Source organism: Limimaricola soesokkakensis (genome assembly GCF_900172345.1).
GTDB lineage: Bacteria > Pseudomonadota > Alphaproteobacteria > Rhodobacterales > Rhodobacteraceae > Limimaricola > Limimaricola soesokkakensis.
In genome coordinates this window covers 423,936-445,352 of the sequence record NZ_FWFY01000003.1, presented here as the reverse complement: position 1 = coordinate 445,352, position 21,417 = coordinate 423,936, and the positions used below count along the sequence as shown (strand labels likewise).

At 67.2% G+C, this 21,417-nt stretch carries 19 protein-coding genes; all 19 read right to left on the bottom strand.

All coding sequences use genetic code 11. The features are described from left to right. The 19 genes from LOS8367_RS07510 to LOS8367_RS07420 all read right to left on the bottom strand — a co-directional run bounded on the left by LOS8367_RS07510 (position 1) and on the right by LOS8367_RS07420 (position 21,401). Positions 1-690, bottom strand: coding sequence for an ABC transporter ATP-binding protein (locus LOS8367_RS07510; protein ID WP_085895852.1), 690 nt, complete (start codon positions 688-690; stop codon positions 1-3). Further along, positions 687-1,436 (bottom strand): ABC transporter ATP-binding protein, encoded by a 750-nt coding sequence (locus tag LOS8367_RS07505; RefSeq protein ID WP_085895851.1) that lies wholly within the window; start codon positions 1,434-1,436, stop codon positions 687-689. The genes LOS8367_RS07510 and LOS8367_RS07505 overlap by 4 nt, the downstream gene beginning before the upstream one ends. After that, positions 1,429-2,409, bottom strand: coding sequence for a branched-chain amino acid ABC transporter permease (locus LOS8367_RS07500; protein ID WP_085895850.1), 981 nt, complete (start codon positions 2,407-2,409; stop codon positions 1,429-1,431). The genes LOS8367_RS07505 and LOS8367_RS07500 overlap by 8 nt, the downstream gene beginning before the upstream one ends. 44 nt (positions 2,410-2,453) lie before the next feature. Continuing rightward, a complete protein-coding gene (locus tag LOS8367_RS07495) occupies positions 2,454-3,374 on the bottom strand; it encodes a branched-chain amino acid ABC transporter permease (protein ID WP_085895849.1) in 921 nt (306 codons plus the stop codon). Between the two features lie 54 nt (positions 3,375-3,428). After that, positions 3,429-4,565, bottom strand: a complete 1,137-nt coding sequence (locus LOS8367_RS07490; protein ID WP_085895848.1) for an ABC transporter substrate-binding protein — start codon at positions 4,563-4,565, stop codon at positions 3,429-3,431. A gap of 35 nt (positions 4,566-4,600) precedes the next feature. Beyond that, entirely contained in the window at positions 4,601-5,374 is a 774-nt protein-coding gene (gene kynA, locus LOS8367_RS07485; protein WP_085895911.1) for a tryptophan 2,3-dioxygenase, read from the bottom strand. Between the two features lie 14 nt (positions 5,375-5,388). Beyond that, a complete protein-coding gene (locus tag LOS8367_RS07480; protein ID WP_085895847.1) occupies positions 5,389-7,011 on the bottom strand; it encodes an AMP-binding protein in 1,623 nt (540 codons plus the stop codon). A 65-nt stretch (positions 7,012-7,076) separates the two neighbouring features. Next, positions 7,077-8,228 (bottom strand): acyl-CoA dehydrogenase family protein, encoded by a 1,152-nt coding sequence (locus LOS8367_RS07475; protein ID WP_085895846.1) that lies wholly within the window; start codon positions 8,226-8,228, stop codon positions 7,077-7,079. Position 8,229: 1 nt separating this feature from the next. Beyond that, positions 8,230-9,021: an enoyl-CoA hydratase family protein gene (locus LOS8367_RS07470; protein WP_085895845.1), complete on the bottom strand. Its 792-nt coding sequence runs from the start codon at positions 9,019-9,021 to the stop codon at positions 8,230-8,232. After that, a complete protein-coding gene (locus LOS8367_RS07465) occupies positions 9,018-9,479 on the bottom strand; it encodes a MarR family winged helix-turn-helix transcriptional regulator (RefSeq protein WP_085895844.1) in 462 nt (153 codons plus the stop codon). The genes LOS8367_RS07470 and LOS8367_RS07465 overlap by 4 nt, the downstream gene beginning before the upstream one ends. Beyond that, positions 9,476-10,234 carry an SDR family NAD(P)-dependent oxidoreductase gene (locus LOS8367_RS07460; RefSeq protein ID WP_085895843.1) on the bottom strand — a complete coding sequence of 253 codons (759 nt, stop codon included), beginning with the start codon at positions 10,232-10,234 and terminating at the stop codon, positions 9,476-9,478. Before LOS8367_RS07460 ends, LOS8367_RS07465 begins: the two co-directional genes overlap by 4 nt. Beyond that, a complete protein-coding gene (locus LOS8367_RS07455) occupies positions 10,234-12,528 on the bottom strand; it encodes a bifunctional salicylyl-CoA 5-hydroxylase/oxidoreductase (RefSeq protein ID WP_085895842.1) in 2,295 nt (764 codons plus the stop codon). Before LOS8367_RS07455 ends, LOS8367_RS07460 begins: the two co-directional genes overlap by 1 nt. Positions 12,529-12,621: 93 nt before the next feature. Continuing rightward, positions 12,622-14,097, bottom strand: a complete 1,476-nt coding sequence (locus LOS8367_RS07450) for a SpoVR family protein (RefSeq protein WP_085895841.1) — start codon at positions 14,095-14,097, stop codon at positions 12,622-12,624. Next, complete coding sequence (locus LOS8367_RS07445; protein ID WP_085895840.1) at positions 14,090-15,406, bottom strand: YeaH/YhbH family protein; 1,317 nt, start codon at positions 15,404-15,406, stop codon at positions 14,090-14,092. Before LOS8367_RS07445 ends, LOS8367_RS07450 begins: the two co-directional genes overlap by 8 nt. 13 nt (positions 15,407-15,419) lie before the next feature. After that, positions 15,420-17,354 carry a PrkA family serine protein kinase gene (locus LOS8367_RS07440; protein WP_085895839.1) on the bottom strand — a complete coding sequence of 645 codons (1,935 nt, stop codon included), beginning with the start codon at positions 17,352-17,354 and terminating at the stop codon, positions 15,420-15,422. 534 nt (positions 17,355-17,888) lie between these two features. Next, a complete protein-coding gene (locus tag LOS8367_RS07435; RefSeq protein WP_085895838.1) occupies positions 17,889-18,554 on the bottom strand; it encodes a sulfotransferase family 2 domain-containing protein in 666 nt (221 codons plus the stop codon). Between the two features lie 135 nt (positions 18,555-18,689). Next, positions 18,690-19,517: a universal stress protein gene (locus LOS8367_RS07430; protein ID WP_085895837.1), complete on the bottom strand. Its 828-nt coding sequence runs from the start codon at positions 19,515-19,517 to the stop codon at positions 18,690-18,692. Positions 19,518-19,537: 20 nt separating this feature from the next. Next, positions 19,538-20,392 (bottom strand): universal stress protein, encoded by an 855-nt coding sequence (locus tag LOS8367_RS07425; protein WP_085895836.1) that lies wholly within the window; start codon positions 20,390-20,392, stop codon positions 19,538-19,540. Positions 20,393-20,558: 166 nt separating this feature from the next. Further along, entirely contained in the window at positions 20,559-21,401 is an 843-nt protein-coding gene (locus tag LOS8367_RS07420; protein ID WP_165761409.1) for a universal stress protein, read from the bottom strand. Positions 21,402-21,417: the final 16 nt, after the last annotated feature.

Below are 21,417 nucleotides of genomic sequence, written 5' to 3'. Positions count from 1 at the left end.
TCACACCCCCAAATACTGCTGCGCGAGATCGCCCGAGAGCGCGGCGGGCGAACCGTGCCAGACATCTCGGCCGCGCTCGAGCACCACGCAGTCATCGGCCACCGTCGCGAGTTCACGCAGAGACTTGTCGACCACGAGGATCGACTGGCCCTGCGCCTTCAGCTCGCGGATCGCGGCCCAGATTTCGGCCCGCACCACCGGGGCCAGCCCTTCGGTCGCCTCATCGAGGATCAGAAGCTTCGGGTTGGTCATCAGCGCCCGGCCGATCACCAGCATCTGCTGCTCGCCCCCCGACAGCGTCTCGGCGCGCTGCCCGGCCCGTTCGGCAAGGCGCGGGAACAGCGCGCAGACCCGCGCCATCGTCCATTCACCGCGCCGCGCGGCGGCCATCAGGTTTTCCCGCACCGTGAGCCCGGCGAAGGCGCGACGGCCTTCGGGCACGAGGCCCAGGCCGAGCCGCGCCGCGCGGTGCGAGGGCAGCCGCGACAGGTCCTGCCCGGCGAAGGAGATGCGACCTGAATTCGCCGCCATCATCCGTGTGATGCAGGCGATGGTGGTGGTCTTGCCCATGCCGTTGCGGCCCATCAGCGCCAGCGCGCAGCCCTCCTTCAGCGTGAAGGAGACGCCGAACAGCGCCTGGCTCGCACCGTAGGAGGCGCAGAGATCCTCGACTTCCAGAAGCGCGCTCATGCCTCCTCCCCCAGATAGACCCGCTGCACTTCCGGGTCGGCGCGGATCTCGTCCGGCGTGCCGGTGGCGACGACGCGGCCATAGACCAGCACCGAAACCCGGTCCGAGAGCCGGAACACCGCATCCATGTCATGCTCGACCAGAAGGATCGGCGCGCGGTGGCGCAACCCGTCGAGCAGGTCGCCCAGGGCTCGCGCGCCCTCGGTGCCCATCCCGGCCATCGGCTCGTCGAGCAAAAACAGCCGCGGCCGGAGCGCCAGCGCCATCGCGATCTCGAGCTTGCGCCGCTCTCCATGCGCCAACTCAGCCGCGGGCACGTTCTCGCGCCCCGTGAGCCCCGCCTGCGCGATGCAGTCGCGCGCGGGATCGAGGAGCGCGGAGTCGCGCATCACCGGGCGGAAGAAGCGGAACGTCGCCCCCGATGCGCCCTGCGCCGCAAGGACCACGTTCTGCAGCACCGTGAACTCGGCGGCGACCGAGGACACCTGGAAGCTGCGCGCCATGCCCAGCCGCGCCCGCCCGGCCGCGTCGACGCCCGACAGGCTGCGCCCATCGAGCCGGATCTCGCCCGCATCCGGCGCGATCTCGCCCGAGATCTGCTTGATCAGAGTCGACTTGCCCGCCCCGTTCGGCCCGATCAGCGCATGGATCTCGCCTGGGCGCAGGTCGAGCGACACGTCGTCGGTGGCCTTCAGCGCGCCGAAGCTCTTCGACAGGCCGCGGATGTCGAGGATCGGATCAGCCATGTTTCCTGCCCCCCGCGAGGAAGCCGATGACGCCGCCGCGCGCGAACAGCACGACGCCCAAAAGCAGCAGCCCGAAGAAGAACTGCCAGTGATCGCTGACCCCGCCCAGCAGGTGTTCGAGCGCGATGTAGAGCCCGGCGCCCGCCAGCGGCGCGAAGAGCCGTCCCGTGCCGCCGAGGATCAGGAACACCAGCAGCTCGCCCGACAGGTGCCATGACAGCATCGAGGGGCTGACGAAGCGGTTCAGGTCGGCATAGAGCGCTCCCGCCAGTGCCGTGATCGCGCCCGAGATGACGAAGGCCACAAGCAGCACCCCGCCAGGACGGATGCCCACCGCCATCAGCCGCTGCCGGTTCTGCCGTGCGGCCTGAAGAGCGAGGCCGAAGCGCGAGCGCGCCAGCATGGCGATCAGGCCCAGCACCGCCAGCAGCAACGCGACGACGAGACCGAAGAACTGGATCGGATCGAGCGTGTTCAGCCCCGGAAAGCCGTTGCGCACGTAGATCGGCAGCCCGTCCTCGCCGCCATAGGCGGGCCAGGAAATGGCGAAGTAGAAGATCATCTGCCCGAAAGCGAGCGTGATCATGATGAAGTAGACGCCGGTGGTCCGCAGGGACAGCGCGCCGATCACCGCCGCCGCCAGCGCGCCCACCGCCATGGCCACAAGCCAGATCACCGGCATCGAGGTAGTGCCCTCAAACAGCACCGGCCATTCGAACATCGGCGTGTAGTTCAGCGCGTGATGCGCGAGGATGCCTGCGGTGTAGCCGCCCAAGCCGAAATAGGCGGCGTGGCCGAAGGAGACGAGCCCGCCAAAGCCCAGCACGAGGTTCAGCCCGGCGCCAGCGATGGCGAGGATCGCCACCTTAGTCGCCAGCGTCACGAGGAAGGTCTCGCCCATCGCCCAGGCGCCAACGCCGAAACCGATCAGCCCGAGCGCCAGCGCGGCGTTGACGATCTGCGCGCGTGCCATGCGCCCTCCCCGCCCCGTGGGCGCCGCCGTGATCTCCGCCGCGCTCATGCCCGCGCTCCGAACAACCCGCCGGGCTTCACGATCAGCACCAGCGCCATGAGGATGTAGATCGCCATCGAGGCCAGCGCCGCGCCGACGCTCGTCGCCGCCGAGGTCTCCATGAAGAGATCGAAGATCGATGGCAGCAGCACCCGGCCCATCGTGTCGGTGAGCCCGACCAGCAGCGCGCCGACCAGCGCGCCCTTGATCGAGCCGATGCCGCCGATGACGATCACCACGAAGGCGAGGATCAGCACCGGCTCGCCCATGCCGACCTGCACCGACTGGATCGTGCCCACCAGCGCGCCCGCCATGCCCGCCAGCGCCGCGCCGAGCGCGAAGACCAACGTGTAGAGGCGGCCGATATCGACGCCCAGCGCCGCGATCATCTCGCGGTCGGCCTCACCGGCGCGGACCTGCACGCCGATCCGGGTCTTGCCGATCAGCAGGAACAGCCCCACCGCGACCGCGAGCCCCGCGCCGATGATGGCGAGGCGGAACAGCGAATACTGGATGCCGCCCGGCAGGGTCACGCTGCCTGACAAGCTGGGCGGCACGTTGAGATAGAGCGGGAACGAGCCATAGAGCCAGCGCGTGCCTTCGGAGAAGATCAGGATCAGCGCGAAGGTCGCGAGCACCTGGTCGAGATGGTCGCGCGCATAGAGCCTGCGGATCACCGCCACCTCGACGATCGCGCCCGCTGCCGCCGCCGCCGCGATCGAGGCGGCGAGGCCGAGCCAGAACGATCCGGTCGCGGCGGCCACGCCCGCGCAGGCAAAGGCGCCGACCATGTAGAGCGAGCCATGCGCGAGGTTGATCAGCCCCATCACGCCGAAGACCAGCGTGAGACCGGCGGCCATCAGGAACAGCATCAACCCGGACTGAAGCCCGTTCAGCAGCTGCTCGATCAGCAATAACATCGACATCGGTTCGCTTTCGTCAGGGATGCGGCGGGCCGAGACGGCCCGCCGCGCGGAGTCTTACATGCTGCACTCTTCGGCGTAGGCGTCGCCGCGATCCTCCATCGCCGTGGCGACGATCTTGTTGGTCAGCGTGCCGTCCTCGGAGATCACCTCGCGCACGTAGATGTCCTGCACCGGGTGCTGGTTCGGGCCGAAGGCGAAATCGCCGCGCACGCTATCGAAATCGGCGGCCCGCAGCGCCTCGCGGAAGGCGTCGGCATCCGCGATATCGGCCGTCTCCATCGCCGAGAGCAGCAGCCGCGCCGTGTCGTAGCCCTGCGCCGCGTAGAGCGACGGCAGACGGTCGTACTTCGCCTCGAAGGCCTCGACGAAATGCGCGTTGGCCTCGTTGTCGATGTCCTTTGACCACTGGGCGGTGTTCTTCACCCCGATCGCCGCGTCGCCGATGGCGGGCAGGATATCCTGGCTGAAGGAGAAGGCCGGCCCCACGACCGGCATGTCGATGCCCGCCTCGGCCCATTGCTTCATGAAGGAGATCCCCATGCCGCCCGGCAGGAAGAAGAACAGCCCGTCGGCGCCGCTGTCGCGGATCTGCGCGATCTCGGCGGCATAGTCGGTCTGGCCGAGCTGGGTGTAGACCTCGCTCGCAACCTCGCCCTCGTAGAAACGCTTGAAGCCCGAGAGGCTGTCCTGACCGGCGGGATAGTTCGGCGCCATGATGAACATGGTCCCGAAGCCTTCGTTGGTGGCGTAGGCGCCGGCCGCTTCGTGCAGGTTGTCGTTCTGGTAGCTCACCGAGAAGTAATTCTCGTGGCAGCCCTTGCCGGCGAGCTGCGACGGCGCGGCGTTGGTCGACAGGTAGAACTTACCCTGCCGCGTGGCGCCGGGCACCACCGCCATGGCGAGGTTCGACCAGACGATGCCGGTCAGCACGTCGACATCCTCGGACTGGATCATCTTGTCGGACAGCTGCACCGCGATCTCGGGCTTTTGCTGGTCGTCCTCGATGACGACCTCCAGCTCCGGGTTGCCCGCCTCCTCGACCGCGAGCATGAAGCCGTCGCGGGTGTCGATGCCGAGGCTGGCGCCACCGCCCGAGAGCGTGGTGATCATGCCGACCTTGACCGGTTCGGCCATCGCCGCACCGCCGATCATCGACAGCGCCAAGGCGGTCGTCGTCAGGTATCTGGTCATTCTCGTCTCCCTGTGAATGCCGGTCTTGCTGCCGGTCATAGATTGGTACGCAAGTGCCAAAGCTCTGGAAAGAGTTCGATTTCGAGCATCCGCTTGAGGTAGCTGACGCCCCCCGTGCCCCCTGTCCCGCGCTTGAAGCCGATGACGCGCTCCACCGTGGTGACGTGGTTGAAGCGCCAGCGGCGGAAGTAGTCCTCGAAATCGACGAGTTTCTCGGCCAGCTCGTAGAGCGGCCAATGCGTCTCGGGATCGCGGTAGACCTCCGTCCAGGCGGCCATGATGCGGTCGTCGGGATGCGCGGCCTGTTCCGGCACGTCGAAGCCGGCGCGGGCCAGGCAGCCGATGGCGGTGTCGTAGAGGCTCGGCCGTGCCAACTCGGCGCGCAGCCGCTCCACGATGTCGGGACGATGCTGATGCGGGCCGATCATCGCCTCGTTGCGGTTGCCCACCGTGAACTCGATCAGCCGGTACTGCCAGGACTGGAAGCCCGAGGACTGCCCCAGTGCGTCGCGGTAGCGGGTGTATTCGCTCGGCGTCATGGTCCTGAGCACGTCCCATGCGGCGTTCATCTGCTCGAAGATCCGCGCCACGCGGGTCAGCATCTTGAAGGCCGGGCGCAGCCGATCCTCCGCGATGGCGGTACGTGCCGCGTCCAGCTCGTGCAACGCCAGCCGCATCCACAGCTCGGTCACCTGATGCTGCACGATGAACAGCATCTCGTCATGCTCTTGGGTGCGCGGATGCTGCGCGGTCAGCACCGCGTCGAGGCCCAGATAGTCCGTGTAGGACATCTTGCCTTCGAACCGCATGACGGGATCGTCGGTCACTTCGATCCCTCGCGCAGCCGGAACCTCTGGATCTTGCCGCTCTCCGTCTTGGGCAGTGCGCCCCGGAAGACGATGGAGCGCGGATACTTGTAGGGCGCGATCTGCGTCTTCACGTGATCCTGCAGCAGCTTGACCATCGCCTCGCAGGGCTCCTGCCCCTCGGCCAGCACGACATGCGCCTGCACCACCTGCCCGCGCTCCGGATCGGGATGAGCCACCACCGCGCATTCGACGACCGCGTCATGCGACAGCAGCGCCGCCTCGACCTCGGGCGCCGCGATGTTGTAACCCGCCGAGAGGATGATGTCGTCCGAACGCGCGGCGAAGTGGAAACGCCCGTCCTCGTCCTGCACGAAGGCGTCTCCGGTAAGGTTCCAGCCGTCACGGACATAGTCGCGCTGCCGCTCGTCGGCGAGGTAGCGGCAACCCGTGGGCCCCTTGACCGCGAGCTGCCCGACCGTGCCGCTTGGCACCTCGTTCATCTGGTCATCCACCACCTTCGCGACATAGCCGGTGACCGGCCGCCCAGTGCAGCCGGGATGGCTGTCGTCGAGCCGGTTGGTGATGAAGATGTGCAGAAGCTCGGTCGCGCCGATGCCGTCGAGCATCGGCTTGCCGGTCTTCTCCATCCACTCGTGATAGACCGGCGCGGGCAGCGTCTCGCCCGCCGAGACGGCGCAGCGCAGCGATGAAAGGTCGGCCCCCTCCTCCATCGCGCGCAGCATGGCGCGGTAGGCGGTGGGGGCGGTGAAGCAGACGGTGGCGCGGTACTTCTCGATGATCTCGATCATGTTGGGCGGCGACGCCGTCTCCAGAAGCGTCGCCGCCGCCCCGAAGCGTAGCGGGAACACCGCGAGCCCGCCCAGGCCGAAGGTGAAGGCCAAGGGTGGCGAGCCGACGAAGACGTCGTCCGGCGTCACGCCGAGAACCTCCCTGGCATAGCCGTCCGCGATGATCAGGATGTCGCGGTGAAAATGCATCGTCGCCTTCGGCACGCCGGTCGAGCCGGAGGTGAAACCCAATAGTGCCACGTCGTCGCGCCCTGTCTGCACCGCCTCGAAGGTCACCGGCTTGTCGAGCGCGGCGCGGTCGAGTTCGGCGTCGTGGTTGGCGGTGCCATCAAAACCCACGACCTTGGCCAGATGCGGGCTCTGCTTGGCGCAGGCCACCATCTCGTCCATCAGCCGCGTGTCGCACAGCGCGAGGCTGACCTCGGCCTTGTCGACGATCTTGCACAGCTCGCCCGCACGCAGCATCGGCATAGTGTTGACCACCACCGCCCCCGCCTTGGTCGCGGCCAGCCAGCAGGCGACCATCGCCGGGTTATTGGCCGAGCGGATCAGCACCCGGTTGCCGGGCTTCACGTGGTAATCCTCGACCAGCACCCGCGCGATGCGGTTGGTCCAGTCCATCAGCTCCTTGTAGCTGCGGCGGCGGCCATTGCCGATCAGCGCGGTATGATCCCCGAAGCCCTTTTCGACCAGCCGGTCGCACAGCTCGACCCCGGCGTTGAGCCGCTCGGGGTAGTCGAAGCCGTCGAGCAGAAGCTCCGGCCACTGATCCATCGGCGGCAGGTTGTCGCGCGAGAAGCTGTCCTCATGCGCGGTCGGTCCCAGCATCTGTCTTTCCTCCCCTGATCCGCAACGCCGGGGCTCTCCCCTTCCCCGGCGGCGCGGTCCCTGCCCTAGCCTGCGTGCGCGGCCATCGCGGCGCGGGCAATGATGATCTTCTGCACGTCGCTCGCGCCCTCGTAGATCCTGAGCGCGCGGATCTCGCGGTAGAGTGTCTCGGGCACCGAGCCCGACCGCACCCCGTCGCCGCCGTGGATCTGCACCGCCGCGTCGATGATCTTCTGCGCCTGATCGGTCGAGAACAGCTTGGCCATCGCCGCCTCGCGGCTGACGCGCGGCGCGCCGCTATCCTTGGTCCAGGCGGCGCGGTAGGTCAGCAGTGCCGCCGCGTCGATGTCGAGCGCCATCTCGGCGATATGCCCCTGCACCATCTGCATCTCGAACAGCGGCGCGCCGAACAGCTCGCGCGATGCAGCACGGTCGAGGCTGGCATCCATTGCGCGGCGCGCGAAGCCCAGCGCCGCCGCCGCGACCGTGGAGCGGAACACGTCGAGGACCGACATCGCGATGCGAAAGCCCTGCCCCGGCTCGCCGATGATCGCGCTCTGGGGCAACCTCACGCCTTCGAAGGCCAGCCGTGCAAGCGGGTGCGGCGCGATGGTCTCCAGACGCTCGGCCACGCGCAGTCCCGGCGTGTCGGCGGGCACGATGAAGGCCGACAGCCCCTTGGCGCCCGGTCCCTCCCCGGTGCGCGCGAAGACCACGTAGAGATCGGCGATCCCGCCATTCGAGATCCAGGTCTTCTCGCCGTCGAGCACCCAGCCGTCGGCGTCGCGCCGTGCCGTCATGGCGAGGTTGGCCACGTCCGAGCCGGATTGCGGCTCGGTCAGCGCGAAGGCCGAGATCGCCGCGCCTGACCGCACCTTGGGCAGCCATTCGGCCTTCTGCGCCTCCGAGCCGAACAACGAGATCGCGCCCGAGCCCAGCCCCTGCATCGCGAAGGCGAAATCTGCGAGCCCGTCATGCCGCGCCAGCGTCTCGCGGATCAGGCACAGGCTGCGCACGTCGAGCTTGCCGTCCTCGGAGGCCGCGTGCTCCAGCCAGCCGCCCTGCCCGAGCTTCGCCACCAGATCGCGGCAGGCTGCATCGGTGTCGGCGTGGTCGATGCCCGAGAGCCGTCGTCCGGCCCAGTGTTCCAGCGCCTCGGACAGCTCGCGGTGCCGCTCCTCGAAGAAGGGCCAGTCGAGGAAGCTCTTGTCGGCCATGTCAGTCCCCCTCGAAGACGGGTTTTTCGCGTGCCATGAAGGCGCGGTAGGCGCGGCGGAAATCCTCGGTCTGCATGCAGATCGCCTGCGCCTGCGCCTCGGCCTCGATCGCGCGTTCGAGCCCCATGTCCCATTCCTGCAGGAGCATGGTCTTAGTCATCATATTGGCGAAGCGCGGGCCTGCTGCGATCCGCTGCGCCAGCTTCAGCGCCTCGGCCTCCAACTCGTGCCCGCCGACGAGACGGTTGTAGAAGCCCCAAGCGGCGCCCTCATCGGCGCTCATCACCCGCCCCGTATAGAGCAGCTCCGCCGCCCGCCCCTGACCGATGATCCGGGGCAGCATCGCGCAGGCCCCCATGTCGCAGCCCGCGAGGCCGACACGATTGAACAGGAAGGCGGTCTTGGCCTCTGGCGTGGCGAGCCGGATGTCCGAGGCCATGGCAAGAATCGCGCCCGCGCCGACCGCGACGCCATCCACCGCGGCAATCACCGGCTTGCCGCAGGTGAGCATCGCCTTGACCAGATCGCCGGTCATCCGGGTGAAGCCCAGAAGCCCCTTCATGTCGAGTTCTGTGAGCGGCCCGATGATATCCTCGACATCGCCGCCGGAGCTGAAATTGCCGCCATTGGGGGCAATGACGACGGCGTGGATCTCCTCTTCCTCGACCAGATCCCTGAACCAGTCGCGCAGCGCGGCGTAGCTCTGGAAGGTGAAGGGGTTCTTGCGTTCGGGCCGGTCGAGCCGGACCACGGCGACCGCGCCCTCGCGCTCCAGCTTGAAATGGGCGCTCATCGTTTCTCCTCCAGATCGCGAGCCACGCTGTCGAGATCCTCCATGATCCGCGCCGCCTCTGCTTCGGTGATCGCGCCCATCAATTCGTTGACCCAGGCCTCGTGCGCGGTCGCAAGCGTGTCGAAATGCGCGCGTCCCTTGCCGGTCAGTCGCACCTCCATGGCGCGGCGGTCGCCCGCCACCGCGTGGCGTTCGGCATGGCCCTCGACCTCAAGCCGGTCGACGATGCCGGTGACGTTGCCGTTCGACACGCGCAGCCGACGCGACAACTCGGACATCTTCAGCCCCTCGGGGCTGCGCGCCAGCGCCGCCATTACGTCGAAGCGCGGCAGCGTCGTGCCGAACTCGGTGCGCAGCCGGTCTCGCAGCGCCGTCTCGACCGCGTTCGAAGTCTTCAGGAGCTTCAGCCACAGCCTGAGCCGCGTCTTGCCCGCCTTGGCCTGCACTTCCACGCTCATACCTCGCCCCCCGAGACGGAAATCGCCTGCCCGGTCACCGCGCTCGCTCCGTCGCCCGAGAGCCACAGCACCGCGTCGGCCACCTCCTCTGGCTGCACGAAGCGGCCCTGCGGGTTGCCGGAGGCCAGCGCCTTTGCCGCCTCTTCGCGGCTCCGGCCGGTCTTGGCCATGATGTTCTCGATGCTCTCCTCGAGCATCGGCGTCTCGGCGAATCCGGGGCAGATCGCATTCACGGTGATCGGCGTCCGCGCCAGCTCCAGCGCCAACGACCGGGTGAGGCCGACCACTGCGTGCTTGGCCGCGACATAGCCGGAAACGTAGCCATAACCCTTCAGCCCCGCGGTCGAGGCGATGGCGATGAGCCGTCCCCGGCCCGCCTCGCGCATCCCCGGCAGCACCGCCTGCCACAGGTTGAACACACCGTGCAGATTGACCGAAAGCATCGCGTCGAGGTCCTGCGCCGTGGTCTTAGCAAACGGCTTGCTCTCGGCCGCGCCGGCGTTGGCGATGGCGATGGTCACGGGGCCGCGCTCTCGCGTCGCTTGCTCCACAACGCGCACCACCTCCCCGGCGCGCGTCACGTCCCCCGAGATCCATCCCATCTCCGCCTGCCCCCCGGCGGTCTCCGCAAGCGGCGCCTCGCGCCGCCCGGTGATCGTGACGCGCGCCCCTTCGGCGGCCAGCGCGAGCGCGATGGCGCGCCCTACCCCGGTGCCGCCGCCGGTGACCAACGCGTGGTGTCCCGCAAGCCGCATCAGACCTTCTCCACCATCTGCTCGGCCCTGTCGGCGAGCCGCCAGGCCTGGTCGCGGCCCGGTAAATAAGGATCGGGCCACGTCTCGTGCCGATCGCCGATCGCAGTCGCAGTGTGTAGCGTCCAGTAGGGATCGGCGAGATGCGGCCGGGCGATGGCAACCAGATCGGCGCGCCCCGCCATCAGGATCGAGTTGACGTGATCGGCCTCGTAGATGTTGCCCACCGCCATGGTCGCGATGCCAGCCTCGTTGCGGATGCGGTCCGAGAACGGCGTCTGGAACATCCGGCCATAGACCGGCCGTGCCTCGATGCTGGTCTGCCCGGCCGAGACGTCGATCAGGTCGGCGCCGGCATCGTGGAAGGCGCGAGCGATCTCGACCGCCTCGTCGGGCGTCACGCCGTGATCGCCGACCCAGTCGTTGGCCGAGATGCGCACCGACATCGGCTTGTCGGCGGGCCATGCCGCGCGCATCGCGCGGAACACTTCCAAGGGCCAGCGCAGCCGGTTTTCCAGCGACCCACCATATTCGTCGCTCCGCCGGTTCGACATCGGTGAGATGAAGGAGGAGATGAGGTAGCCATGCGCGGCGTGCAGTTCGATCATGTCGAAACCCGAGCGCGCGGCCATCTCGGTCGAGGCCACGAACTGCGCCGTCACCTCGTCCATGTCGTCGCGTGTCATTTCGCGCGGCGCCGGGTTGTTGTCCGACCACGGGATCGGGCTCGCCGAGATGGTCTCCCAGTTGCCCTCCTTCAGCGGCGCATCCATCTCCTCCCAGCCAAGCTGGGTCGAGCCCTTGCGCCCCGAATGGCCGATCTGGCAGCAGAACTTCGCATCCGTCTCGGCATGCATGAAATCGACGATCCGCGACCACGCCGCCTCGTGCTCCGGGGCGTAGAGGCCGGGGCAGCCGGGCGTGATCCGGCCTTGCGCCGACACGCAGGTCATCTCGGTATAGACCAGCCCCGCCCCGCCCTTGGCGCGCTCGCCCAGATGCACGAGATGCCAGTCGGTCGGACAGCCATTAACCGCCTTGTACTGCGCCATGGGCGAGACGACGATGCGGTTCTTCAGCTCCATGCCACGCAGCCTGTAGGGCGCGAACATCGGCGCGCGCACGGGCGCGTCCTCAGGCAACCCGGCGCGGCTCTGGAACCAGCGCTCGGCGCCCTTCAGCCATTCGGGGTCGCGCAGGCGCAGGTTCTCGTGGCTGATCCGTTGGCTGCGGGTCAGCAGCGAGTAGTTGAACTGCACCGGATCGAGATCGAGATAACGGCCGACCTCCTCGAACCACTCCATCGAGTTGCGCGCCGCCGATTGCAGCCGCAGCACCTCGATGCGGCGCGCCTCCTCATAGCTTTCGAAGGCGGTGGCGAGGTCAGGCGCGGCGGCAATCTCGTCCGCGAGCGCGATCGCGGATTCGAGCGCCAGCTTGGTCCCGGAGCCGATCGAGAAATGCGCGGTAGCAGCGGCATCGCCCAGAAGCACGATGTTGTCAGTGTACCAGCGTTCGCACAACACGCGGGGGAAGTTGATCCAGGCCGAGCCGCGGATGTGGCGCGCATTTGACATCAGGGGATGGCCACCCAGGTGATCGCGGAAGATCTTCTCGCAGACGGCGATCGACTCTTCCTGGCTCATCTTGTCGAAGCCCCAGGCGCGGAAGGTCTCTGGCGCGCATTCTACGATGAATGTCGCGGTACCCGGCTCGAACTGGTAGGCATGCGCCCAGACCCAGCCATGCTCGGTCTTCTCGAAGATGAAGGTAAAGGCGTCAGCGAAGGTCTGGGTCGTGCCGAGCCATGTGAAATGGCAGCGGCGACGGTCGATCTCGGGGCGAAAGACCTCTTCGAATTCGTTGCGGGTCTTGGAGTTGAGCCCGTCGGCCGCGACGACGAGATCGTAATCGGCGGCGTAGTCGGAGGCGGACCCCACCTCGGTCTCGAAACGCAGCTCGACGCCCAGCTCGCGCGCCCGGTCCTGCAACAGCAGCAACAGCCGCTTGCGGCCGATGCCGCAAAAGCCGTGCCCGGTGGAGACGATGCGCTCGCCGCCCTTCACCACCGCCACATCGTCCCAATAGGCGAAATGCGCACGGATCGCCTCGGCCGAAACCGCATCATTGGCGGCGAGGTTGTCGAGCGTCTCGTCCGACAGCACCACGCCCCAGCCAAAAGTGTCGTCGGGGCGGTTGCGCTCGATCACCACCACTTCGTGCGACGCGTCGCGCAGCTTGGCCGATATGGCAAAGTAGAGCCCCGCCGGTCCTCCCCCGATGCACGCGATCCTCATGGCCCCTCCCCGAGCTGTTGCGGAGAGGCTAGGATGCGTCCCGATTCATTTCAAGCTTAAAATATCTTTGCTTGAAGCATGCATCCGGGTGGCTCAGCCGGTCATCTCGTCGATCTCCACCTCGTAGCCCCAGAGCTCGCGCAGGCAGGCGAGCGTCGCCTCGCGCTCGCGCGGATCGAGCGGCACCTCGTTGCGCAGCACGTGGCGCAGCCGCAGCACCCGGTCGCCGGCGAGGTCGGCGTCGATCACCTCGATATCGGGCGAGCGGTTCGACAGGTCGTAGCCGCGCGCCAGCGTGTCGCGCAGCGCCCGGTAGCCCGCCTCGTCATGGATCGCCGTGACCTTCAGCGTATCCTCGGCCTCGGCGTCGCGCAGCGCGAAGAGCCGCAGGTCGCGCATCACCTTCGGGCTCAGGAACTGCTGGATGAAGCTCTCGTCCCGGAAATTGGCCCAGGCTTCCTTGAGCACGCCGCGCCAGTCGCCGCAGCCGGCGATCGAGGGAAACCACTCGCGATCTTCGGGCTCGGGGGCCTCGCAGATCCGCTGAACGTCGCGCATCATCGCGAAGCCCAGCGCGTAGGGGTTGATGCCGCCATAGCCCGGATGGTCGTAACCGGGCTGGAACAGCACGCTGGAATGGCTGTGCAGGATCTCGAGCATCGCGCCGTCGCCGATCCGGCCCTGCTCGTGCAGCTTGTTGAGGATGTGGAAATGCACGAAGCAGGCGCAGCCCTCGTTCATCACCTGTGTCTGGCGCTGCGGGTAGAAGTACTGCGCGAGGTTGCGCACGATCCGCAGCACCTGCCGCTGCCAGGGTTCGAGCACCGGGCTGTGCCGTTCGAGAAAGTAGATCAGGTTCTCTTCCGGCAGGCCCAGCATGCGGCGCCGTTCGGCCGCGGCGTTCTCGTGATCATGCGGCCGCCGCTCCCGTTCGAGCCGACTCCACAGGTAATGCGCTGCGCGTTCATCCTCCTCGATGCGCCGCTCGGCACGCTCGGCCTCGGCCCTGAGCGAGGGCTGTGCCGGGCGGCGATGGCGGAACACCGAGGCGCTCATCAGCGCATGCGCGGCGTCGAGCGTTCGCTCCACCCGGCCCGGCCCGTGCCGCTCCTCGCACCGGCCGAGGAAATTGCGGGCGTAATCGAGATAGTCGAGGATCCCGCGCGGATCGGTCCATTGCCGGAACAGATGGTTCGACTTGAAGAAGTGGTTGTGACCGAAAGCGGCGTGGGCGATCACCAGCGCCTGCATCGGCATGGTGTTTTCTTCGAGGCAGTAGCAGATGCAGGGATCCGAGTTGATGACGATCTCGTAGGCCAGCCCCTGCACGCCCTTGGAGTAGAGCCGTTCGTGGTGAATGAACTGCTTGCCGAAGGACCAGTGGCGATACATCAGCGGCATGCCCGTGGCGGAATAAGCGTCGAGCATCTGCTCGGTCGAAATGATCTCGATCTGGTTGGGATAGACGTCGAGACCGAGATCCTCGCGCGCGATCTGCTCGATCGCCTCAGTGGTGCGCCTGAGCGTGTCGAAATTCCAGTCCGGCCCGTCGAACAGAAGATCAGCCATGGGCGGCCTCCGTGCGGCGGGCAAAGAGATCGCGGAACACGGGATAAATGTCGGCCGGACCGGCGACCCGGCGCATCGCGAAGTTGGGCCAGCGCTCGGCCACCTCGCGATAGGCCATCCACAGCTCGGTGCCGCGCGCGGCGTCGCGCAGGATCCTCGCCTCGGCCTCGCCGATGATCTCGACATAGGCGAAGTGCTGGCAGATCTTCAAAAGCTCGCTTTCGAGCCAGATCTGGCAGTCGCGGCTGTCGCCCTGGTAATTGTCGCCATCCGAGGCCTGCGCCGCGTAGATGTTCCATTCCGAGGCCGGGTAGCGCTCGGACTGCACCCGGTTCATTTCAGCCAGCGCGGTCGAGACCATGGTGCCGCCGCTCTCGCGCGAATAGAAGAAGGTCTGCTCATCGACCTCCGAGGCGAGATGGGTGTGCCGGATGAAGACCAGATCCACCGTCTCGTAGCGCCGCGTGAGAAACAGGTGCAGCAGCACGAAGAACCGCTTGGCGAGATCCTTTTCGCGCGCGCCCATGGAAGCCGAGACGTCCATCAGGCAGAACATCACCGCCTGCGCGCGCGGCTCCGGCTGCGGCTCGAAGTGGCTGTAGCGCAGGTCGAGCGGATCGAGATAGGGCACCCGCTTGCGATGCGCGGTCAGGGCCTCGATCTCGGACTGAAGGCGCATGATCTCGGCGCGCTGCGCCGCGTCAGGCTCGAACACCGCCTCGAGCGCGAAAAGCCGCTCTCGCAACTCCTCGAGCTTCGCGTCGGAGGGGCGGCGCAGGGCGATGCGGCGCCCCATGGCGCGGCGCATGGTGCGCCCGACATTGAGATTGGCCGGCGCGCCGGTGACCGAGAGCCCGGCCCGGCGCGGCCGGGCCACCGAACTGCCGGCAAGGCTGCGCTTGATCATGTCGGGGAGTTCGAGGTCCTCGAAGAAGATGTCGAGAAACTCGTCGCGCGACAGGGCGAAGACGAAATCATCCTCGCCCTCGCCATCCGGCGCCCCCTTGCGCCCCGCCCCGCCGCCGCCCTGCTGCGGGCGTGGGATCTCGTCACCGGCCTGAAACTCCCGGTTGCCCGGCAGCACGCCCTCGCGCGTGCCGCCCTTCGAGGCATGGCGAAAGCTCGGCTCGCTCAAGCTGTCACGCGGCACCGCGACGTCGGTGCCGGCTTCCATGTCGGTGATGCCGCGCTTGCGCACGCTGGCATCGACCGCCTCGCGCACATGCGCCTTGATGCGGCCGATGAAGCGACGGCGGTTGGGAGTGCTGCGGCCCTTGGGGTTGAGACGGCGGTCGATGAAATGCGTCATGCCCGCCCCTTTCTCATCCGGCCTTGTTCACCCGCATGTACCATTCGACGAGCCTCCTGACCTGGCGCGGCGTGTAGCCCCGCTCGCCCATCCGCTCCACGAACTCGGCATGTTTCGCATCCGTGTCCTTGTCGCGCTTGGCGCCGAAGCTGACCACCGGCAGCAGGTCCTCGACCCTTGAGAACATCCGCTTCTCAATCACCCGGCGCAGCTTCTCGTAGCCGCGCCAATCGGGATTGCGGCCCTCGTTTTCGGCCCGTGCGCGCAGCACGAACTTGACCACCTCGTTGCGGAAATCCTTGGGGTTGGACACGCCCGCGGGCTTCTCGATCTTGGCCAATTCGGCCTCGAGCACGTCGCGGTCGAACATCTGCCCGGTGTCGGGATCCTTGTAGTCCTGATCCTCGATCCAAGCATCCGCATAGGCGATGTAGCGGTCGAACAGGTTCTGGCCGTAATCGGAATAGCTTTCGAGATAGGCCTTCTGGATCTCCTCGCCGATGAACTCCGCATAGCGCGGTGCCAGCTCGGATTTCAGGAAGTCGAGATAGCGCGCCTCGGTCTCCTCCGTGAACTGCTCGCGCCGCACCGCCTGTTCGAGCACGTACATCAGGTGCACCGGGTCGGCGCCGACCTCGTCCACGTCGTGGTTGATCGTCTCGGCCAGCACCTTGAAGGCGAAGCGGGTCGAGACGCCGGTCATGCCTTCGTCGGCACCCGCGGCGTCGCGGTATTCCTGAAGACTCCGCGCCTTGGGATCGGTGTGCTTGAGCGTCTCCCCGTCATAGGTCCGCAGCTTGGAATAGATCGTCGAGTTCTCGTGCTCCTGCAGCCGGGTGAGCACCGAGAACCGCGCCAGGATCGGCAGCGTCTCGGGGGCGCAGGGCGCCTCGGCGAGCGAGCTTTCGCGCAGAAGCTTCTCGTAGATCCGCGCCTCTTCGGTGGCGCGCAGGCAATAGGGGATCTTCACCACCGAGATCCGGTCGAGGAAGGCCTCGTTGTTGCGGTTGTTCTTGAACTGGCGCCACTCGGCCTCGTTCGAATGGGCGATGATCAGGCCCTGATAGGGCATGGCGCCGATGTTCTCGGTGCCGGTATAGCTGCCCTCCTGAGTCGCGGTGAGCAGCGGGTGCAGCACCTTGATCGGCGCCTTGAACATCTCGACGAATTCGAGAAGGCCCTGCGTGGTGCGGTTGAGACCACCCGAATAGCTGTAGGCGTCGGGGTCGTCCTGGCCCATATGCTCGAGCTTGCGGATGTCGAGCTTGCCGACCAGCGCCGAGACGTCCTGGTTGTTCTCGTCGCCCGGCTCGGTCTTGGTGACGCCGATCTGCCGAAGCCGCGACGGCTGCATCCGCACCACCGAAAAGCGCGAGATGTCGCCGCCGAACTCCTCGAGCCGCTTCACCGCCCAAGGGCTGATCAGCCCGGTCAGAAGCCTGCGCGGAATGTCGTACTTGTCCTCCAGAAGATCGCCGAAACGCTCACGGTCGAACAGACCCAGCGGGCTTTCGAAGACCGGGCTGATCTGGTCGCCGGCCTTGAGGACGTAGATCGGCTCCTTTTCCATCAACGCCTTGAGGATCTCGGCGATGGTGGACTTGCCGCCGCCCACCGGGCCCAGCAGGTACAGGATCTGCTTGCGCTCCTCGAGGCCTTGGCTCGCATGGCGGAAGAAACCGACGATCCGTTCGACCACCTCCTCGTTGCCATAGAGGCTTTCGAAGGCGCGGTAGATCTTGACGGTGCGGTTGAGGAAGATCCGTCCGAGCCGCTGGTCATGGCTCGTATCTACGAGTTCGGGCTCGCCTATGGCGCGCATCATCCGCTCCGCAGCGGTGGCACGCACCGATGGATCCTCCCGGCATCGCAGGAGGTATTCCTGCAGTGTCAGCTCCTCGGTTCGGGAGTTCGCATAGCTTTCGGCGTAGCGGGTAAATACATCCATCGGCCCATTCTCTCGTCCGTTGGCGCGTCTCGGTCGCGCGGTCCCGTCCCCCACAGGCGAATCTTTTTCTTTCATCATATTATGTGGTGACGGCGATCTGGCAAATCACGGAGATTTACGGTGCGTCACGCATCATGTTTCAGGGAGTTGTGCGTGAATGGCACACAACGCGCCCCCGATGCCCGGCTCCGGGCGTTCCGTGTTCGGTCACGCGACTGGCAGGGGAGTCCCCCGCACGCTTTGGCTGAATAACGTCTCCACGGGGTCGGACCGTGGGCGGAGCCTTTGTGACACGGCTGAAGCCACTGCAAAGAGAGCACACTTCCCCGTCCGGGTAGCTTCGTGATGAAGGTGGCGCGTCACGAATTGAGCGCTTGATCGGCCCGGCTGCCGCATTGGCGTGCGGTGTCAGGGTTTCCAGACGCGCGGCACACGATGGCCACACGATGGCGCATGCGGCTCGACAGGCTTTAGTGCGAAACCTTACTGGAAAAATGCGCGTGACCGGTACCCGAAGGGTCGATCCGAGCGGGCCTAATTGCCGCCCACCCCACCGCGGCCATAACCGAACCGGTCGTAATCCATCGCGTATCGCATCTCGATCCGCGCCCGGTCTCCGGCCTGCAGCGGCACCTCCAGCCCGCCGGTCGCCTTCTCCCGCGGCAGATCTTGTGGCGAGTTTATGCCGGTCACTTCCGACAGCCGGGCGAAGACCGGCTCCATCCCATCCTCGAAGCGGAAGATCTCAAGCCCCGGCAGAGCGGTGAACTCGACCTGCGGGCGAAGGTGATTGCTCAGGTGATAGGGGTTCTGCTCGACCGCCCGCAGGTTCTGACGCAGCCAGCGCGAAAAGTCGCGACCGCGTGTCTCGGGCGATACCTCGGCGACGGCCGAACGGCGCAACCCGCCCCATTGGCGCAGCTTTCGCCCGCCGGACCTGCGCCAGACATACTCGCTGATCATCCGCGCCTCCGGGTGGCGGGTGATCGCGAAGGCATAGTCGAACCACCCTGATCCGGGAAACAACGCACCCAGCAGTTCGGCGTGGAAGTGCTGCGGCGGACATGGCAGGGCGGTGCGCGTCGGAATTCGGAACGCCTCGGCGCCCGCATCCCCGAGCCAGCGCGAGACCGAGGAGCCGCCGGTTTTCGGGATATGCACGAACAGGATTCGAAGTCCCTTGACCTGAAAGATCGGCACGCGTCGCTCCCTTGGGTGGCCTCAAAGCTACTGGGCCGCGCGAGCAGGTGAGGTCAAGCATCGAGAGGCCATTCACGGCCGCGGATCGCGCGCCGGTCGCGGGCTCGATCCATTCCGGGATCGGCGCCGCGCGCCTCACTTCGAAAACAGCACCGGGCGCTTGGCGCGCTGCATCAGGTCGCGCGTCACCGTGCCCAGCACGAAATCATAGGCCTTGGAATGTCCGAAGGCGCCCGTGGCGATGAAGCTGGCGCCGGTCTCGAAGGCCTCGCGCTCGATCACCTCTGCGATCCGGCTCTCGCCCGGAGATCTGTGGGTGACGGTCGCCTTCATGCCGTGACGGCTGAACATCGCCGCCATCTCGTTGGCAGGATAGTCCTGTTCGCCGGGGTCCGGCGCCTTCTCGACGCTGAGCAGCACCACCTCGGCACCCTCATCAAGTAGCAGGCGCGCGTCATGCGCGGCGCGCGTCGCCTCCCGTGTGGCGCTCCAGCCGATCACGGCCGAGGCTCCGAGCGCACCGGGCTGATAGCCCGGCGGGATCATCAGCACCGGACGCCCCGCATTGCGGATCAACTCCTCCTGCGGGCGGCCCGCCGCGTCCCTCTCGGGCCGCATGACGAGGACCAGATCGGCCGCGCGGGCGCTTTCGCACAGGCGTTCGCCGATCGTGGCGAGGCGCGCCTCAAGACAGCGCCATTCGGGCGTCACGCCTTCGGCCTCCGCCGCCGCCTTGAAGGCGGTTTCGATCTCGAGGGCCGTGTCGCGTTGCCCGGCGCGGATCTGTGTCAGGATCTCGCCGGTGACATACATCGAGACCGAGGCATGGACGACGGGATCGGGCAGCACATGAAGCCCGAGAAGATGCGCGCCATGCTGCCGCGCGAGCGCGGCGCCGGTCCGGGCCAGGGTCTGGGCGCTCGCGCCATCCGTAAAGCACAGGGCGATGGTACGGCAGGTCATGGGTCGACTCCTTTCGAGGGTCAGACGGGGATCGAGGGCGGCACGGCGAGGATGTCGCAGGGCGGGTCCGCCATGAGGCCGCGCGCCACGCTGCCCAGCAGCGCCTCGGACAGCCGCGAGCGGGTATGCGTCCCGAGCACCAGCAGATCGGTCGGCGCGGAGCGGATCTCGTCGCGGATCGCCGAAACTGTCTCGCCTTCGATCAGCTCGCGGTCGGAGGGGCCGACGATATCCTCGATCCCACCGAGAAAGGTCTCCATGGCGGTTTCGGCCCGAGCCCGCGCGCGCAGCCGTTCACCCGACATCACGGTGCCACGCGCCGTGCCGCGCAGCACCCCGCCGAACGGCACGGTATAGCAATGCAGCAGGCGGATGCGGGCTATGGGTGCCAGCCTGCGCGCGACCACGAGCGCCTCGCGCGCGGCGCCTGAGAAATCCGTGGCAAGCAGGACCGAACGATAGGGCCGATTGCTGTCGTCACGCGCGACCAGCAGCGGCACGCCGCAGGCCTTTGCCACCCGTTCGACCGTGGTACCGCGAAACAGGTCGATCAGGCCGGGATGCCGGTGCGCGCCGAGGATCAGCAGATCGGCGCCCTCCTCCCCGACCCGGTCGAGGATCACCATCCAGTCGGTGCCGACGCCGATGCGCGCCACCACATCGAGGCCGAAGCGGTCGCGCAGGCCGATGGCCTGCCCTTCCAGTCGCGCCATGAGCGCCCTCTCGAAGGTCGCGTGCAGATCGTCCGGCAGGCCGTCCTGCATGACATGCAGGAGCACGAGCTGCGCACCGCATTCCCGTGCCAGCGTTGCGCCACGCCGCAGCGCGATATCGCCCTGCTCGGCCAAGTCGGTGGCAATCAATATCCGTTGCATCAGCGAAGCCTCCGTTCGGACGTGGGAGCCGCCCTCCTGTCAGGATCGATCCTAGCCCTGCCGGTCCGAGGGCGCGTTGATCCAGGTCAAGCCGCTCGGCGCGGAATGCCGGCGCATGGCAGCGGTCATTCGGCGACGCATTCGAATGAGCCGGCCCGGGGCGCGGTCACCGCGCCTGCGGCGAACGGCCCGGATGCACCAGAAGGTCGCAGGGCAGATGGGCCAGCAATTCCGACGCGACGCGGCCCATGGTCATCGGCACGTGCCCCTCGGCGCCATGTCGGCCGATGGCCAGCAGGTCGATCTCCTCGCTCTCCACCGCACCGAGCACGGCCTGCGTCGCACGCCCCTCGATCAGGCCGATATCGACCGTGACGCCATCCTGCGACAGGCGCTCCTGCATCTGCCGGAGCTGGATCAGCATCGGCTCCTCGATCTCGTCGCGGTCGTGCTTGGTAATGTCGCCGGTCTCGTCCATGCGGTAGCCAAGTCCACCGAAGGGCACGCGGTAGGCATGCACGAGCCGCATCGTCGCCCCCTTTGCCAGCCGCGCGGCGAGACGCGCCGCTTCAGCATCGCGCGCCGCGAAGCTGGTGGCGGTCATCAGCCGGGCATAGGGGCGGACCGGCCGATCCGACACCACAAGCACGGGGGCTTGCGACATCTGCACGCAGCGGTGCAGGACGCTGCCCCGAAACAGGTCGAGAATGCCGCGGTCGCGATGCGCGCCCATCACCACCAGATCGAAGCGCCGCTGCGCGATATGGTCGACGACCACGCGCCAGGGATGGCCGAAACGCAGGTTCACCCGTGCCGTACCAGCGGCATCGCGCGACAGCATCTCGTACGCGGACTGCCCTGCTTCCTCGGCGATGCGGCTTGGCAGGCTGTCATCGACCACGTGAAGAATTTCGAGTTCGGCCCCGAGCGTCGCCGCGAGTTGCAGCGCCCTTTCGAGGGCATGGCCGCTCCGGGCCGAGAGATCGCTCGCCATCAGCATGCCGGGCATGGGGTTTCCTCCCTTG